The 16280-nt window shown below is 52.6% G+C and carries 13 protein-coding genes; 2 read left to right on the top strand and 11 right to left on the bottom strand.

Annotated elements, in window-relative coordinates:
- Window positions 1-8: 8 nt before the first annotated feature.
- The 8 genes from AYW79_RS00745 to pruA all read right to left on the bottom strand — a co-directional run bounded on the left by AYW79_RS00745 (window position 9) and on the right by pruA (window position 9135).
- On the bottom strand, window positions 9-1145 hold the full coding sequence (locus tag AYW79_RS00745; protein ID WP_067560533.1) for a GerAB/ArcD/ProY family transporter: 1137 nt from the start codon (window positions 1143-1145) through the stop codon (window positions 9-11).
- On the bottom strand, window positions 1142-1372 hold the full coding sequence (locus AYW79_RS00740) for a hypothetical protein (RefSeq protein ID WP_067560532.1): 231 nt from the start codon (window positions 1370-1372) through the stop codon (window positions 1142-1144). The genes AYW79_RS00745 and AYW79_RS00740 overlap by 4 nt, the downstream gene beginning before the upstream one ends.
- 4 nt (window positions 1373-1376) lie before the next feature.
- Window positions 1377-2582 carry a Ger(x)C family spore germination protein gene (locus AYW79_RS00735; RefSeq protein ID WP_067560531.1) on the bottom strand — a complete coding sequence of 402 codons (1206 nt, stop codon included), beginning with the start codon at window positions 2580-2582 and terminating at the stop codon, window positions 1377-1379.
- Window position 2583: 1 nt separating this feature from the next.
- Window positions 2584-4215 (bottom strand): spore germination protein, encoded by a 1632-nt coding sequence (locus AYW79_RS00730; RefSeq protein ID WP_067560530.1) that lies wholly within the window; start codon window positions 4213-4215, stop codon window positions 2584-2586.
- Between the two features lie 69 nt (window positions 4216-4284).
- Window positions 4285-5238 carry a DMT family transporter gene (locus AYW79_RS00725; protein ID WP_067560529.1) on the bottom strand — a complete coding sequence of 318 codons (954 nt, stop codon included), beginning with the start codon at window positions 5236-5238 and terminating at the stop codon, window positions 4285-4287.
- Window positions 5239-5299: 61 nt separating this feature from the next.
- The gene (rocF, locus tag AYW79_RS00720) at window positions 5300-6199 is read right to left on the bottom strand and encodes an arginase (protein ID WP_067560528.1); all 900 of its coding nucleotides are present in this window, start codon (window positions 6197-6199) and stop codon (window positions 5300-5302) included.
- Between the two features lie 126 nt (window positions 6200-6325).
- A complete protein-coding gene (locus AYW79_RS00715) occupies window positions 6326-7537 on the bottom strand; it encodes an ornithine--oxo-acid transaminase (protein WP_067560527.1) in 1212 nt (403 codons plus the stop codon).
- A gap of 47 nt (window positions 7538-7584) precedes the next feature.
- Window positions 7585-9135 (bottom strand): L-glutamate gamma-semialdehyde dehydrogenase, encoded by a 1551-nt coding sequence (pruA, locus tag AYW79_RS00710; RefSeq protein ID WP_067560526.1) that lies wholly within the window; start codon window positions 9133-9135, stop codon window positions 7585-7587.
- 219 nt (window positions 9136-9354) lie between these two features.
- On the opposite strand from pruA, the gene AYW79_RS00705 reads away from it, so the two are divergent.
- Both AYW79_RS00705 and AYW79_RS00700 read left to right on the top strand, forming a co-directional pair.
- Entirely contained in the window at window positions 9355-10779 is a 1425-nt protein-coding gene (locus AYW79_RS00705; protein ID WP_067560525.1) for a sigma-54 interaction domain-containing protein, read from the top strand.
- Between the two features lie 204 nt (window positions 10780-10983).
- Entirely contained in the window at window positions 10984-12852 is a 1869-nt protein-coding gene (locus tag AYW79_RS00700) for a peptidoglycan D,D-transpeptidase FtsI family protein (protein WP_067560524.1), read from the top strand.
- Window positions 12853-12897: 45 nt separating this feature from the next.
- On the opposite strand, the gene map is transcribed toward AYW79_RS00700, so the two are convergent.
- The 3 genes from map to AYW79_RS00685 all read right to left on the bottom strand — a co-directional run bounded on the left by map (window position 12898) and on the right by AYW79_RS00685 (window position 15972).
- Window positions 12898-13644 carry a type I methionyl aminopeptidase gene (gene map, locus AYW79_RS00695; RefSeq protein WP_067560523.1) on the bottom strand — a complete coding sequence of 249 codons (747 nt, stop codon included), beginning with the start codon at window positions 13642-13644 and terminating at the stop codon, window positions 12898-12900.
- Between the two features lie 186 nt (window positions 13645-13830).
- A complete protein-coding gene (locus AYW79_RS00690) occupies window positions 13831-14493 on the bottom strand; it encodes a PepSY domain-containing protein (RefSeq protein WP_067560522.1) in 663 nt (220 codons plus the stop codon).
- A 168-nt stretch (window positions 14494-14661) separates the two neighbouring features.
- Window positions 14662-15972: an EAL domain-containing protein gene (locus AYW79_RS00685; protein WP_067560521.1), complete on the bottom strand. Its 1311-nt coding sequence runs from the start codon at window positions 15970-15972 to the stop codon at window positions 14662-14664.
- Window positions 15973-16280 lie beyond the last annotated feature (308 nt).

The following is a 16280-nucleotide window of genomic DNA, read 5'->3' as shown; positions in this document are numbered from 1 at the left end:
GTAATCATCTATGCGGGATCCGGTTGCGCGCGTTTTCTCCCCATTTGTTTTCGCTTCGCTACTGCGTTTTTGATCCATGTCGAGACGAGCAGAAGGCTCGGAATCAGGAGACCCATGATGATCGAGATGACCGGATAGGTCGCTGAGAGGAAACCAAAATCGTCTGCGCGATCGATCGGCATGACCAGGCCTAAACCAACAATTACAAGTGAAATTGGGATGCTATACGCGTTGTAGCGCTTCGTTTTTGTCGTTTCAGAAACGGCGCGCATCGCACAGATGCCGAAAATGGAGACGCGAAAATAGGCGCCGAATGTCCAAAGCACGACGCCAAACAGGTCGAGTCGCTCAAGCAGCGGTTTGGCGTCGAGATACTGAAGCTCTGCAAAGGTTGGGTAGGCGAGAATCTGAGCGATTTTTTCACCAAAGATCATCACTGGCCCCGTGATCGGTCCTAACATCATAATCATTAACACGAATGCCATGATAAAACCTTGCTTGACAAGGTTTTTTTGGTTTTGAACATCCGGTGCAATCATATTAAAAACGACCATCTCACTGACCATTGTGACGAGAATCAGGGAACCGCGCCACACCGGAAGCAGGCCGTTGTTGAGGATTGGCATGAGTTGCGAATAGTCGCGATCGGGCATCGCGAGAATGGTTGCAAGGATTCCCAAGAATAATAGGAACGGCAGGATCATCTCGACGCTTCGCGCCATCACTTCGAGTCCGCTGTACATCGCCCAGACGATTGCGATGGTGAGGAAAAAGAGCCAAATCACGGTGGGTGTACGCGGATAGATGATCCCGAGAAAGGAGGCAAACAGGTGTAGCGTGAGGGACGCTATGAAGATAAAGTAGACGATGTAGAGCGTGGAGAGAAACAAACCAATCCATTTCCCCCACACGTATGTGATGTGTTGCACGAGAGAACGTTCACCTTGGAGTACGCCTAACTTTGTAAAGGCAAACGCCATGACCTGACAGAGAACGCCAAAAAAAAGGACGGACAGCCACCCGTCTCGCCCAGCGTAAGCGATCACGATATGGGAATAGATAAAATGGGCGAATGCGATCGTTCCCCCGACGAGCAGTGAAAAGTATTGAAGATTGGAGATCACCGTGCGATTGCTTGTCTTCAAAGTTGAAACACCCACTGACTCACGGGACGCATGACCCGTTCAATTGGAAAAAACAGATTGACTTGGTGAATCGGGGTCAGTGAGAGGATCACGAGGGTGACGCCGATCAGCATCAAGAGGCTATAAACGGCCCATATCTTAACCGATCTGGTCTCCAGCAGTTGGCGTGTATCGATGAGAAGTGCCAGCAGAACAAAAAACAAGAGTAGCACAATGAGCATTCCCACGAGATCACCTTCCTTGAGACGTAGATTTGTTGAGAACAGAGTCCCCAATTAGACCGCTGCGGACGATGTGAACCTTGACGTTGATTTGAATAGGCATGCGGCTATACACCTGATCCCAGTGTGACTCAATCGTTCTCCACTGCTTCGGATAGCGAGCGAATAAAAGATCGCCAAACCCAACGATATCCGCGTGATACGTCTGTTTCAATGTGGTGAGAAGGGCTACGATTTGGTTTAGAATGCTTTGCTCGATTGCGTGCTCTGCGATTTTCACATCATGCGACTGGTCGAGCTTTAAACGGCTCATATTCTCGAGAATGTCATCGGAGATCTCTACGTTGACCGAAAAACGCGGACCGGCTTTTCCCCACGACGGAAGAATGACATGGTTTAAGATGACCAGTTGCGATGTGACCCACCCCCCACCAGGAACGGGAACCGCCATTGAATTTCTACGCAGTTGCATGGACTGTGGCTGCAACCAGAAAAATCCCCTAGACGCCTCACCACGTAGCCAGCCAACCATCTTGTCTTTTTTAAATACGGCGACGTCATTCAATTCAAAAATCCTACCCTGCTTGCCTGAGGACGTATTCAGCATGCGAATGCCCATCGCGTACGGATCGCTCTTTCCTGTCAACACCTTGACGAATTGCACCACGTTGATCGTGATCGCTTGGTGGCTCTGCTCGAGTTCGACTATCGCGTCGGCGGGAAGGCGCGTGAGTGGGTAGGCGAGTTTCAGGAGCTTATTTGGTGTGACCCCATGCGCCACGAGTATGTAGGAGCGCAGTCGCGCGTCTGGGTTGCGTATCATCTCATCGAGCAGGTCAGACAGCCCGCGTTTTGCGTACGCTTCTCCCACGATGATCACTCGACGGTCACGCAAAAAGAAGCGTCTAGACATTCTTTGCTGAATGGACGTGAGTGCAGATGCGGCGGTCGGCCCTTCGCCCTCCTCGAGCACAAACGTTTTCTGACTGCCCGAAGGGCTGGGGCCGCCTGTCGCGCCGCCGGCGAGTTGGCTTGGCAGTGCGACCTGTACGTAAGCTTTTATGTTTGAGTGTGGATCAGACGGTTTTACGAGATCGGCGCCGCTCGCCACGACAATGCCAAGCTCGTTGATCTCCGTAGCATCCCAACACCCTGTACAAAAGAAGGAGAGGATAACCATGCCAACGAATCCAGTTTGAAAGCTTCGCCACGTCATGCTATTCGGACCCCTCTTTTTGTTTCTTAAAACCGGGTATGCGATGGGTGGGCGATGCGGCGGTTGACTGCCTTGTGAGATTCGCTTTACTCGATTGATAAGGACGTTGACGCATCGCCCACCACGGCGCGCGAAACAATGTATCTTTCAAATTGGGAATGGACAAGGGCGTTATCGGTGAGGTGTAGGGCATGCCAAACGAGCGCAGGCTGCAGATGTGAAGCACGATACAAATGGTTGCAAAAAGAATACCGAAGATACCGAAAAGCCCTGCGAGTATGATGATTGGAAAACGCAACATGCGCAGCGCGATCGCAAAATTAAACCTCGGAATGGTGAAGGAAGCGATCCCGGTGATGGCGACGATGATCACCATCGGCGCCGAGACGATCCCTGCCTGCACGGCCGCTTGCCCGATAACGAGAGCGCCGACAATACTGATCGCGGAGCCGATTGCCTTTGGCATGCGGACGCCCGCCTCGCGAATCGCCTCAAACGTAAATTCCATGATCAGCGCCTCAACGACGGCTGGATAAGGGGTATTCTCGCGCGCCGCCGCCACAGACAGTAAGAGAGAGAATGGCAAAAATTCTTGGTGAAACGTGGTGATCGCCACGTACAGCGCGGGCAAAAAAAGCGCGATGAGCCCGAAAGTGTAGCGCAGCCAGCGAATCATCGTGGAGATCAAATAGCGTTCATAGTAATCCTCAGGGGAGGCGAGCGCTCCCCACAGATTGATCGGCGCGACGAGTGCGAAGGGTGTGCCGTCGATCAAGAGGGCGAAGCGACCCTCGAGCAAAAGCGCGGTGACAACATCCGGTTTTTCAGTGTTTTGAATCTGTGGGAAGGGCGACCACGGTGTATCTTCAATCAATTCTTCGATGTACCCCGACTCAAGAACGCTGTCGATCTCGATGCGCTTGAGCCTTGTTTTCACTTCTTCAACCACCTTGTCATCGATCAGCCCCTGGATGTAGCAAAGCACCACTTGGGTCTGCGTCAATCGGCCAATTTGCATGCTCTCTGTCTTGAGTTCAGGCGTGTGAATGCGCCGCCTGATCAGTGCGGTGGACGTTCGCACATTCTCGGTGAATCCTTCGCGCGGGCCGCGAATCACCGCTTCAGTTTCTGGCTCGGTGACGGAGCGCTGTGGCCACTTGCTGACGCTGAGCGCGAGCGCCTTTTCTTCACCATCGACAAACAGCATGACCTGCCAGCGCAAAATGATCGTCACAGTGCGCGACAGCGTCTGTATGGGTTCGATGTTTGCGATGGGCAGGATGTATTTCTCGACAGTGGAGAGTGTCGCGTCGCGGCCGTAGGCAGTCGCCCCCTGCGCCGTGGTGAGGGGCTTTAGAATGTTTGCTTCAAGTTCCTTTGAATCGACGAGTCCATCGACGTAGACGATGAGCGCCTTGCGCGCGCCGAGAAGAGCAAAAGGCCTAAAAACGACATCGGAACATTTTTCGAATTGTTTGCGCAGTAGTTTTTCGTTGATGTCAATGTCTTTAAAAATGGGATGTTCACGGTATTTTTCGGAGTGGAGAAATCCTTCTGAAGTGTGTGGTCGCGCGTCGCCTTTGGAAGATGAAGCGTCCTTCGCGTCGGTTTGCTCGGAAGCTCCTTTGCCCACACGCACACCTCCTTTGGAATACATAGGAAGTATGCATAGGTATGCTTTAATCTATACAAAGAAGGAGCGTTAACGTGGCGTGGCGATATTTGGCGGTGACTCTGTCACGCGTTCTTTTTGCGCCAAAAGCGTGACAGTGATCAGGATGCAGACGGCGCCGAGAAGAGAGGGAAGACCCATGCGTACGTGCAAGAGTGTCACCGCGATCACGGCGGCCGAGAGCGGTTCTCCACAGGCGAGCAGACTCGCGACGGATGCGGAGATATGGTTCAGGCTTGAGATATACATATAGAATGCGATCAGTGTACCAAAAATGACGACAAAACTGACAAGTAACCAAAGCAGCGGCGTAGTGTGGATCGGCATGCGAAACGGGTTTTCGCCGAGTCCGAGTCCGAGTCCGCCAAGGAGCATCCCCCAGCCGATCAGGATGGCCGGGTCGTAGCGTTTGAGCAGAGTTTGGGGGTACAGCGTGTAGAAGGCGACAGTGAGCGCTGACAAAAGACCCCACACAACGGCGAGCGGTGCGACCTCAAAATGGCGCGTGTTGCCGTTTGTGACGAGCAAAAAGACGCCGAATAGTGCGAAGGCGATGGCTGTGAGCTCGCGCACGCGCGGCATGCGGCGATTGCGAAAAGCGACATAGAGGGTGATGAAAATGGGGCCGACATATTGTAAAAGGGTTGATGTTGCCGCGTTTCCGTACTGAATGGAGGCAAAATAGGTATACTGAACGCCGAGCAGTCCAAAAAAGCCGAGTAGCACGAGTCGAACAACATCCTGCCTGTTTTTCCAGACGGAAAAAACGGAGCCGAAGCCAAACCGGGAGAGTGCGAGTAAAAGCAGGAGAAAGCCGGATACGCTCATGCGCACGGTGACAAGCCAATACGGGCTCACGTGATCCTGCTGAAACAAAACTTGCGCGGCGGTGCCAGAAACGCCCCAGAAAACGGTGGCGAAAAGTACCATCGCCACGCCTTTATAGTGATTCAGTGATAACACCCACAATCGAAACGTTACCATACGGGATGGTGTGCTTTATAAAATATTCGCGCTGTGCCCGCAGATCTCCTCTAAGAAGACATCACAAGACCGTTTTTCCAAAGAGTGACTCCACGAGTTCGACCGCCATTTGCGCTGTGCGGTTTCCGTCATCGAGAATCGGATTAACCTCAACCACATCGACGGAGACAAGTGCGCCAGACGCTGCGAGCATCTCCATGGCGAGATGCCCCTCGCGGTAGGTGACGCCGCCGTTCACAGGAGTGCCAACACCCGGTGCAAACATTGGATCGAGCGCGTCAAGATCGAGGCTGAGGTGAATGCCATCGGTGCCGTCCGTCGCAATCTGGATTGCTTCTGCCATGACTTCTGCCATGCCCCGGCGATCAATCTCGGCCATCGTGTAGCAGCGGATGCCCGCCTCGCGTATCAGGTTTGCTTCGTCCGAATCAATCGAGCGGATGCCGACGAGGACGACGTTTTTTGCTTGGACTTTTTGTGTCAAACCGCCAAGCGCAACGAGCGACGGATCGCCATAGCCGAGACTGACGGCGAGTGGCATGCCGTGGATGTTGCCAGACGGCGTGGTGTCCGCCGTATTCATGTCGCCATGCGCGTCAAACCAGATGACCCCATAGTTTTGACTCGACTGTGCCATGCCGGCAAGACTGCCGATCGCGATGCTGTGGTCGCCGCCGAGTACGATCGGGAGGTGGCCGTTTTCCGTTACGCTGCGTATGATCGCGCTCAAATTCTCGGCGACTTCCTTGACTTCGTGGAGGTAGCGCAATTTGCTATTGCGGTTTAACTCGTTCATCTCAGGTGTCGGAACATTGATGTTGCCGAGATCTTTTACTGTGTATCCGAGCTGTTCGAGGGCGGTGGAGAGTCCCGCGTAGCGGATGGCGCTCGGCCCCATGTCGACACCGCGTCGGCCTTGACCAAGATCAGACGGGACACCAATGATGCGCAATTCTTTCATGGTGAAGTGACAACTCCTTGGAATCTATTTTAAGCGAGCACACAAAAAGGGTCAGGTAAGAAGCGCTCTGATCCTATGTATAAAAATTCCTCGCGACAGTGCTGCAGTCGCGAGGAAGGGCATGCATTACGAAGGGTTAAACACGGATTGAATCTGGGTAAATGCCCAGTCCAACTCTTCTTTTGTGATGACAAGCGGCGGTGCAAAGCGGATTGTGTTGTCGTGCGTCTCTTTACAGAGCAGTCCGCGTTCTTTTAGTTTCTCACAGTACGGGCGCGCTTTTTCTGTCAACTCCATGCCGACAAATAGACCGCGACCACGGACTTCTTTAATCAGCGGGTTGCCCAGTGTCTTCAGCTTCTCCAGGAAGTATGCCCCGAGCGTCTGTGAGCGCTCGGCCAAGCCTTCTTCTTCGATCACGCGTAGCGCAGCGACCGCAACCGCGCTGCCGAGCGGGTTTCCGCCAAATGTCGAGCCGTGTGAACCGGGTTCAAAAACGCCAAGAATATCGCGGTTGGCAGCCACGGCGGAGACGGGGAAAACGCCTCCTCCGAGTGCCTTGCCGATGATGTAGAGATCAGGGATGACATTCTCCCAATCGCACGCGAACATCTTGCCTGTGCGACCAAGCCCTGTTTGGATCTCATCGGCGGCAAAGAGTACGCTGTTTTCCTTACAGAGTTCAAACGCTGCTTGAAGATAGCCGTTCGGAGGAATGACGATACCCGCTTCACCTTGGATGGGCTCGACGAGAAACGCCGCCGTATTCGGCGTGATCGCGGCGCGCAGCGCGTCAAGATCGCCGTAAGGCACAATCCGAAATCCGGGAGTGAGTGGACCGAAGCCGCGCTGGTACGCTTCATCTGAGCTAAACGAGATGATCGTCGTCGTGCGCCCGTGAAAGTTGCCTGAGGCGACGATAATTTCCGCCTGCTGATCAGGCACCTTTTTAACGTCGTATGCCCATCGGCGAATCGCTTTGACGGCCGTTTCTACCGCTTCTGCGCCCGTGTTCATCGGAAGAATCATGTTTTTCTTGGTAATCTTCGCGAGTTGCTCGAAGAGGAGACCCAACTGGTCATTGTGGAACGCACGGGATGTCAGCGTAATTTTATCCGCTTGATCTTTGAGCGCTTGAATGATCTTCGGGTGCCTGTGACCTTGATTGAGCGCGGAGTAGGCGCTCAGCATATCCATATAGCGGTTGCCATCCGGATCTTCCACCCAAACGCCTTCGCCTTTTGCAAGAACAATCGGAAGCGGGTGGTAGTTGGTTGCGCCGTACGTCTCTTCGAGATGCATCGCTTCGTGATTCGTGTCATTGAGCGTCGCCGACATTCTCATTCCTCCTTTTTGCACATCGCGCATATACGATCGCCGTTCGTTTATAGCACTTCGGAGCTGAGTTTCGGTTGTGTAAAGAGCATCAGATAGTCTGGGCCGCCTGCTTTTGAGTCAGTGCCAGACATGTTGAACCCGCCAAACGGGTGAACGCCGACGAGTGCGCCTGTGGACTTGCGGTTAAAATAGAGATTGCCGACGTGAAAGGTTGCGCGCGCCTCTTCGATGTGGTCACGGTTGCGTGTAAAGACAGATCCAGTCAACCCAAACTCCGTCTGATTCGCAAATTCAATCGCTTCTGTGAAACTGCTCGCTTTGGTGAATGCGAGAAAGGGGCCGAACACCTCTTCGCGGGAAATTCGCGCATTTGGCGCAACATCTGCAAAGATCGTCGGGTTTACGAAGTAGCCAGGTGTCGCGGTTTGTGTTCCGCCGCATACGAGCCGACCTTCTGTCTTGCCCAATTCAATGTAGCTTTGGATCTTATCGTATGCTTTTTGGTCGATCACGGGACCGACGATCGAGGCAGGATCACCCGGATTGCCAACGCTCAGGTTTTTCGTGCGCTCGATGACGCGGGCGAGAACGTCGTCGTAGACCGCCTCGTGCACGATGGCGCGCGAGCACGCGGAGCATTTTTGCCCGCTGAAATTAAACGCGGAGGCGACGATCGCTTGGGCTGCCGCGTCAAGGTCTGCGTCTGCATCGACAATGATCGCGTCTTTTCCGCCCATTTCGGCGATTACGCGTTTCAGCCAGATCTGACCGTCATGCACTTTTGACGCACGCTCGTAGATGCGCATGCCAATGCGCTGTGATCCGGTGAATGAGATAAAACGAGTCATCTTGTGGTCGACGAGGTAGTCGCCGATCTCAAGCACGTCGCCTGGAACAAAGTTGACGACACCGTCAGGAAGTCCAGCTTCTTTTAGCACCTCAAGAAACTTATAGGCGATGACAGGTGTCTGGCTGGCCGGTTTTAGGAGCACCGTGTTTCCTGCGACGATCGATGCGGCAGTCATACCGGCCATGATGGCGAGTGGGAAGTTCCAGGGCGGAATCACCACGCCGACGCCGAGTGGAATGTAGTGCAGTTGGTTGTCTTCACCGGCATAAGGGACGAGTGTCTCTTTTCCACGTTCTGCGAGGGTGAGGATCTGCCGACCATAGTATTCAAGAAAGTCGATGCACTCCGCCGTGTCTGCATCCGCCTCGGGACGCGTCTTGCCCGCTTCAAGCAGCAGCCATGAAGAGAACTCGTGCTTGCGGCGACGGATGATCGCGGCTGCTTTAAAGAGGTATAAAGCGCGCTGCTCGGCGCTCTTGCGCGACCAGGTTTTGAATGTCTCTGCCGCATTTTGAAATGCCTCATCGACGTGCGCGCGTGTCGCTTGAGAGACGCGGCCAATCACTTGCGACAGGTTTGCTGGATTGTAGGACACACACTGTGCATCAGTGTAAATCTCGCGGCCACCGATGACTAGCGGATACGTCCGATCGAGCTTTTGAAGAACGTGTTGCAGTTCGTGATCAAACTGGGTGCGGACGGTTTCATCCGCAAAGTTGACAAAGGGTTCTGGCGCATACGATTTCATGAAAAAGCCTCCTCTAGAATGAAAAGATGGTTGTGTACATGTCGATGTGAGAACGATTTATATAGGATCATTCATCATCTATTGTGCAAAATTCATTTGCGGAATACAACTGCCGATCTTTGTTGCATATGCAAAATTATTTTGCACAAGGAAGGGCAGTCGTGTACGATGGTAGCGCATTCCTCAGGATTAAGGAACATGTGTGACAGGGCGTAAAGAATGGAAGGGATTCGGGTGACTGTGAATCGGACGGATCTGCTTTCGATGTATGCGTTTCTTCTCGATCAAGTAGAGGAGGGCATTCATGTCGTAGACACGGCTGGAAAAACGGTAATATATAACCGCAAGATGGCGGAGATGGAGTTTATGGAGCCGCAGGATGTTCTGGGTCGCTCGGTGCTCGACGTATTTACATTTCCAGAAGAAGGGTATAGCACGCTCTTGCGCGCGCTGCGAACGGGTGAACCGAAACCGAACGTCAAGCAGACATTTTTTAATCTGCGCGGTGAGGTCATCACGACGATCAACAGCACGATGCCTATCTTAAAGGATGGAAAAATTATCGGAGCGCTGGAAATTGCGCGTGAGATCACCAAACTTGAGCAAATGCAGCAGACCATCTTGCGTCGGAGCGAGACGCGGTACACGTTTGCCAGTCTGATCGGTGAAAGCGCGGCGATTATCGAGGTGACCGAGGATGCAAAGCGGGCGGCGCGCACGCACTCTTCGATTTTGATTGTCGGGGAAACGGGGACGGGCAAGGAGCTGTTCGCGCAGAGTATCCACCACGCGAGCCCGCGTTCGGCAGGCCCTTTTGTCTCGCAGAATTGCGCCGCGCTTCCAGAAACACTGATTGAAGGCATTCTTTTTGGCACGACGCAGGGGGCGTTTTCGGGGGCACTTGATCGCGCGGGGCTTTTGGAGCAGGCGGATGGCGGGACAATTCTCTTAGACGAACTAAACGTACTAGGGCTTTCGCTCCAGGCGAAGTTGTTGCGGGCGATCCAAGAGAAGACGATTCGGCGACTTGGCGATTCGGTGGATCGCGAGATTGACGTGCGAATTCTTGCGACGATCAGTGAGGATCCGCTGGACGCGATCACAGAGGGGCATCTGCGCAAGGATCTCTATTATCGATTGAGCGTGGTGACGCTGTTTTTACCTCCACTGCGGGAGCGGTCGGGGGACATCCCGCAACTGACATCCTATTTTATCCACAAGTATAACGAGCTCTTTCGCATGAGTGTGCTTGGCGTCTCTGCGGAGGTCATGTCGTTTTTTATGTCCTATCCCTGGCCTGGCAACGTTCGCGAGCTTGAGCACACGATTGAAGGGGCGCTCAATCTGGTTACGGATGCGCGTGAAATCGAGATGTCTCATCTTCCGCTGCACATGCGACGAAGGCGAAGTGGCGCGGAAGGTGAACGGGAACGCGCTGGAGAAACAGCGCTCTATGTGGAGGCGGATGATAAAGCGCGTGATTTGCATCGACAGTTGGCGGAGTATGAGCGCGTCTATGTGCAGCGCGTACTCGCGATCCACGCGGGAAACATTTCTGCGGCGGCGCGGGAACTCGGCGTGAGTCGGCAGAGTTTGCAGTATCGGTTGCGCAAGTGGGCGGATCAGCGTGCGGACAAGGAGTGAGAAACCAAAGGAGTGTTTAGCGTAGCTGATGTGGGTATTCTCGTGTTTTGTGCGAGAGTCCCACTTTTTTTATGCGAAGTACAGTCCATTCCGCACCAATGGATGACCGTTTTCTATCGATCGATCATCTCTCTAAGAAATTTCACAAGCCATATCAAACGAATTTCGCTATACTAAGGTTCAGTACTTGGGAGAGGATGCTTTATGAAAAAACATTCAGAACGGCGCAGTTGGCTTATCGCTCGGAGAAGAATTGCGGGGATCTACGCATTTATTGTTTTAGGAAGTGCGCTGCTTATTCTAAGGCTCGGATATCTGCAAATCGCGATGGCGAGTCAATTCACGACGGATGTCAAAGCGCAAAACTTCGACTCACTTACCATTCCAGCGCCGCGCGGACAAATTCTGGATCGCCAAGGTGCTGTGCTCGCAACAAATCAACCGGTTTTTCGCATCATTTATATTCGCTATCCGAATGACAACGCGAAGATTGGAGGCGTCGCCAAACGGTTAGCCTATCCACTTGGTCAGTCGGAGGCTGCCCTGATCAAAGAAATGACCCAGACAAACTCTTGGAATGCGTACACGACGCTCGTTCGGCAAGCGACACCCCTTCAAATTTCCTACGTGGAAGAGCACAAACAATCACTTCCTGGGATCGAGATTATTCAAACGCCGGAACGCGCTTACCCCATGGGCAGCTTCGCCGCTCACGTGATCGGTTACACGGGAGCCATTCCTGCAAATCAGGCGCAGGCGTATCAGGCGCAAGGGTATTATCCGTCTGCACAAGTGGGTTTATCTGGCATTGAGCAGCAATATGAGTCCGTTCTACGCGGACAAAATGGAGTCAAGAGGATTCCAGTAAACCCGGCAGGCGTGCCATTGCCTGGAGGAACAATCTCTCAGTCGCCAAAAACCGGTAACAATGTCGTCTTGAATCTGGACGGTCCACTGGAAAAAGTTGCTGAACAGGCGCTGGTGAGTCGTATCGCATATCTGCGCGGGCTCGGCGAGCACAATGTCCACTCCGGTGCGATCGTCGTGATGAATGTGCACACCGGCGCCGTGTTGGCGATGGCGAGCTACCCTTCCTACAATCCAAACTGGTGGATCGGCGGCATTTCATCCGCGAATTACCAGTCTTATTTAAACGGCAATGCTGGTTTTAATCGAGCGGTCAGTGGGCTGTATATGCCTGGTTCCACGCAAAAGATGCTCACGGCACTAACCGCTTTGCAAAACCATACCATCTCGCCGAATCTGATCGTTAATGACACGGGCGGACTGCAGATTGGGACGTATTATATGCGCAGTTGGAACCAGGCGGGGTTTGGCCCAATTGGTCTCGACGAGGCGCTCGAAGTATCGGATGACACCTACTTTTATCAAGTAGGTCTTGACATGGGGCACTATAACATCAACAATCCACCCGCTAATATTAGTGCGTGGCTGAATGGCCCGCGCGTGGCTGCGCTTCGCTCCATCAATGCCATGGGCAAGCAGTTTGGATTGACGAGCTTGACCGGCGTTGATCTCCCTGGCGAAGCGCCCGGGTATGTCACCTTTGCGAATCCACCGACACTCTACGACTTGCCTGCCGCCGCCATTGGGCAGGAAGAGGCGTATTCTCCGATCGGTCTCGCCACGTATATCGCGGCGATTGCAAACGGCGGGTACCGTGTACAGCCTCAAATGGTTCATGAAATCACGTCGCCGACAGGGCGCGTCTTAAAAGTGTTCAAACCGCACGTGATTGATAAAGTGAAGGTAAATCCAGCCTATCTAAAGATCATTCAAAAGGGTTTGGAGATGGCAACCCACGGAACGCTTGGTACTGCAACGTACTTTTTCGGATCAGACCCTGTCAATGTGGCAGGAAAGACGGGAACTGCGGAGAGTGGTATTCCTGGGCGCAACAACTCAGTCTTTGTCGGTTACGCGCCTTACAACAATCCGCAGATTGCAATCGCCGCGGTGATTCCAAATGTCACCGGTGAAGGTTTCCGAGCCGCAGCTCCGATGGCGCAACAGGTGATCGACGCCTATTTCAAGCAACAGCAAAAGAAATAAAGGGTCATCCGTGAGGCGTCTTGAACGAAATTCTGCCGATGATACTTACTGCTCAGTGAGTATCATCGGCCCTTCGCTTGTTATGGCGACCGTGTGCTCGAATTGCGCAGAGAGAGAGCCGTCGACGGTTCGCACGGTCCATCCATCTGCGTCCGTTTTTGCTTTATACGTCCCGCCATTGATCATCGGTTCGATTGTGATGACCATGCCTTCTTTTAAACGCAGCCCTTTGCCGGGCTCGCCATAGTGCAGCACGGTCGGGGATTCGTGCATTTTTTGGCCGATCCCATGCCCAGTATAGTCGCGAACAACGGCGAACCCTTGTGCCTCGGCGTGCGATTGAATCGCAAAACCGATATCGCCGAGCCGGTTTCCGATCACCGCATTTTCGATGCCGATGTAGAGCGCTTCTTTTGTAACGCTGATCAGGCGATGAACTTCTGGCGCAACCGTGCCCACCTCGTATGTCCACGCGGAGTCTGCCAGCCATCCCTTATGGTTGACGACCATGTCGATCGTCACAAGATCACCATTTTTGAGGGATGCGCGCGAAGGGAAACCATGGCAAATCACGTCGTTGACGGACGCGCATGTTGCGAATGGATAACCGTTATATCCTTTTTGCTCTGCTGTGCACTCGTTTTTTGCCAAGTAGCCTTCCACAAAACGGTCGATTTCAAGCGTTGTGACGCCTGGAGCGATTCGTTTTGCAAGCTCTTTGTGACACGCCGCTAGAATTTGACCTGCCTTCGCCATCTTTTCAATTTGACTCTGTGATTTTAAAATGACCATGTGAAAATAAGGACTCCTTCCATCCTGAAATTATACATGAATTGCCGCTACTGTGCCGGAATCGCAGTGCGTACGCCATACGATGGATAGGGGATAGACGAGAGTCGCCGTTGTAGAGAGCCGGTATCTCCACCTTGTGAAAAGGCCGCCGCAGATCAGTCTGCGGCGGCCTTTTCACAAGGTGGGTCAGTTGTCCGCTGAAGTGTTTTTTAGCACCAGCTGTCCGGCATGGTTGAAAGTGTCCTTAACTTTGGTCGTACCTCCGCCCAGTTTGCGAATCTTGATGTTCATTTGGATGTTTCCGCCCGCTTGACGGCTGAATTTGACCCATTTCAGAGTTCCGCCTACGGAATTGAGAGCGTGAGTTACATAGGACTGATACACCGCAGGAACAACCGTCAGCTTTTGATTGAATACCATTGTGCCAGACAGCGGTGTGAAGCCTGCGCCGTTCTGTGGTTGCTTGTTATCTTGTGCGTCATGGCTCTGCTGGTGTTCACGCGCGGAGGGTAACTCTGTGGATCCGGTGACCCGGCTAGTGGGATGATGTTCCGATGACAGACGTTTTAGCAATATGGCGCCTGACTGCGTATCGACCTTGATATCCCAAACCTGTGTGCCACGCGCGACGTGGATGTCCCAAACAGGCGTATTGCCCATGTGATCGGCGGATGTGTGAATCAACGTGCTGCCAGATACCGCATTTTGCGCAATCTGGTCTGCTTGTTGTGCGGAAATTGCTGTCTGAGCCATGGCAGGAATCGTGAAAGCGCCAGCGATTACAATCGCAGCGGCGCCGGTCCAAGTGCGCATCCATTTTCGAGAACCGCGCTGAACGGAGTGTCTCATGTGCTCTTTACCTCCCGTTTCGATTTGTAAAAAGCGTAGCGCGTTAGAGTGAGGCAACGATGAGATTATCGTTAGTTTTTTCTAATAATTTCGTTAGGACTCTCTAATGCTTGAACGGCAGTTGATTTCAGGCTTTGCGAAGTGGGTGAAAAGGCGAGAAAAATCCGCTCACATTGGAATCGCAAACCGTTCTTGTTCGTTATACTCACCCTCTTTTTCACGGGGAAATGGGCGTCCGAGTAAAAATCCCTGGCCGTATTCAATCCCGCACTCGTGCAGGCAGTTCAGTTCTTCACGTGTTTCAATGCCTTCTGCAATCACGATTCCACCGAAGCGGTCGCTAATTTGGCGAATTGCCTTGGCGATTTCTTGCCTTACGGGGTCAAGGTGGATGTCGCGAATGAGTTCCATATCTACTTTTACATAGTCAGGTTTCACTTGCATCAGTGTGACAAGCCCAGAGTGACCTGCGCCCACATCATCAATCGCGATCTGAAATCCTTGTGAACGGTAGTGGGACACAAGGTGAAGAAAGGAACTGTACTCTGCAATCGCGTGATGCTCCGTGATCTCGAAAACGATCTGGTCAGGTCGCAGTTGGGTTTTTTTGAGCTCGCGGAGTGTCTCTCCCGCGCGAAAAGAGGCGTCTGAGATGATGGCGGGAGATATGTTGATAAACAGTTTCATGCGATCATCCACTTTTGCATTGTGAATGGCGCGCTGGCGGATCATTCTTTCGAGATGCAACATGACCCCCGCCTTTTCGGCGATCGAAAGCAGTGTGAGGGGCGCCTCTAGCCGTGAAAATGACGGGCCCCTCATGAGACACTCATGCCCGAGCGGATCTAAAGTACGCAAGTTTAGAATAGGTTGCTCAAAAATCCGAATGGTTCCTTGTTCGAGAATTTGTAACAATTCGACGTGTTCCAACGGGTGAATGGGTGTAGACTGACGCTTTGCTGCTCGGTAAGCCTGGATCATCCATTGAAATAGCTCTTCCTGAAACCCTTCAAAGGGAGCGGAGGTTGTTGAAGCAGTGTGAGTTTTCACGAAATCATCGTGAAACGCCAGGGCGTAACGCAGGTGACATTCTGGAAGTTCAGATTGCTTTAAAAAGGTATTGAGCGACTGCTCGATTTTTAGAATCGCGGCATAGAAGGTTTGTTCTAGGGTTTGGCGATCTCCAGCACTATCTTGAAGATAGACATACATTCCGTCATCTAGCGCTTGGTAAACCGTGACACGGCAATCCCGATCACCGTTTGAAAATGAGTTGCAGAGTTGTTTGGTCCATTCTTTCAAGAATTCATCCGTCCGTACACGTCCATGCCGAAGTTCAAACGTAGAAAACTCGCTGATTTCGAGGTATCCAACCGCGTCTGGGCGAGTGGTTGCGTTGGAATGCGTGCGATCCAATGCGTGACGAATTCCGAGGCGCGTCAGGTTTGAAATTCCGACAGATGTTTGTAGAAGTGGCATGAAGAAAAATCATCTCCAGTATGGTTTGAAAGACTGGGCAAGCTATGGAAGATAAACTAAGATATCCCTTATTTTATAGAAGCTACGTCACGCTATCTTGTAGATTTTGTAAGGATCTTGTGAAGACACACAAGATCCATTTTTGATGTACGCCCGGCATGGGCGGAATCTTTAGGGTGCAAGTCCCGAACGGGGGTTGGCGACAGACCTACCGTTAGCCAAGAGCAAGGGTGTCCATCGCGAGGTGGAATCTGAAGGAAGCTTTAGGCAAACCCTCGACCTGAGGTACACGAATCGCATTTGAGGCT

It is taken from the genome of Ferroacidibacillus organovorans (genome assembly GCF_001642725.1).
GTDB lineage: Bacteria > Bacillota > Bacilli > Alicyclobacillales > SLC66 > Ferroacidibacillus > Ferroacidibacillus organovorans.
Note: the sequence above shows the minus strand (reverse complement) of the source record. Positions and strands in the feature narration are given on the sequence as shown.

Bases quoted from the DNA above. Each gene is read 5' to 3' on its own strand.
- pruA (WP_067560526.1), bottom strand. From the start codon at position 9,135: ATGAAATCGTATGCGCCAGAACCCTTTGTCAACTTTGCGGATGAAACC.
- map (WP_067560523.1), bottom strand. From the start codon at position 13,644: ATGGTCATTTTAAAATCACAGAGTCAAATTGAAAAGATGGCGAAGGCA.
- AYW79_RS00685 (WP_067560521.1), bottom strand. From the start codon at position 15,972: ATGCCACTTCTACAAACATCTGTCGGAATTTCAAACCTGACGCGCCTC.
- AYW79_RS00705 (WP_067560525.1), top strand. From the start codon at position 9,355: ATGGAAGGGATTCGGGTGACTGTGAATCGGACGGATCTGCTTTCGATG.
- rocF (WP_067560528.1), bottom strand. From the start codon at position 6,199: ATGAAAGAATTGCGCATCATTGGTGTCCCGTCTGATCTTGGTCAAGGC.
- AYW79_RS00715 (WP_067560527.1), bottom strand. From the start codon at position 7,537: ATGTCGGCGACGCTCAATGACACGAATCACGAAGCGATGCATCTCGAA.
- AYW79_RS00690 (WP_067560522.1), bottom strand. From the start codon at position 14,493: ATGAGACACTCCGTTCAGCGCGGTTCTCGAAAATGGATGCGCACTTGG.
- AYW79_RS00735 (WP_067560531.1), bottom strand. From the start codon at position 2,582: ATGACGTGGCGAAGCTTTCAAACTGGATTCGTTGGCATGGTTATCCTC.
- AYW79_RS00725 (WP_067560529.1), bottom strand. From the start codon at position 5,238: ATGGTAACGTTTCGATTGTGGGTGTTATCACTGAATCACTATAAAGGC.
- AYW79_RS00700 (WP_067560524.1), top strand. From the start codon at position 10,984: ATGAAAAAACATTCAGAACGGCGCAGTTGGCTTATCGCTCGGAGAAGA.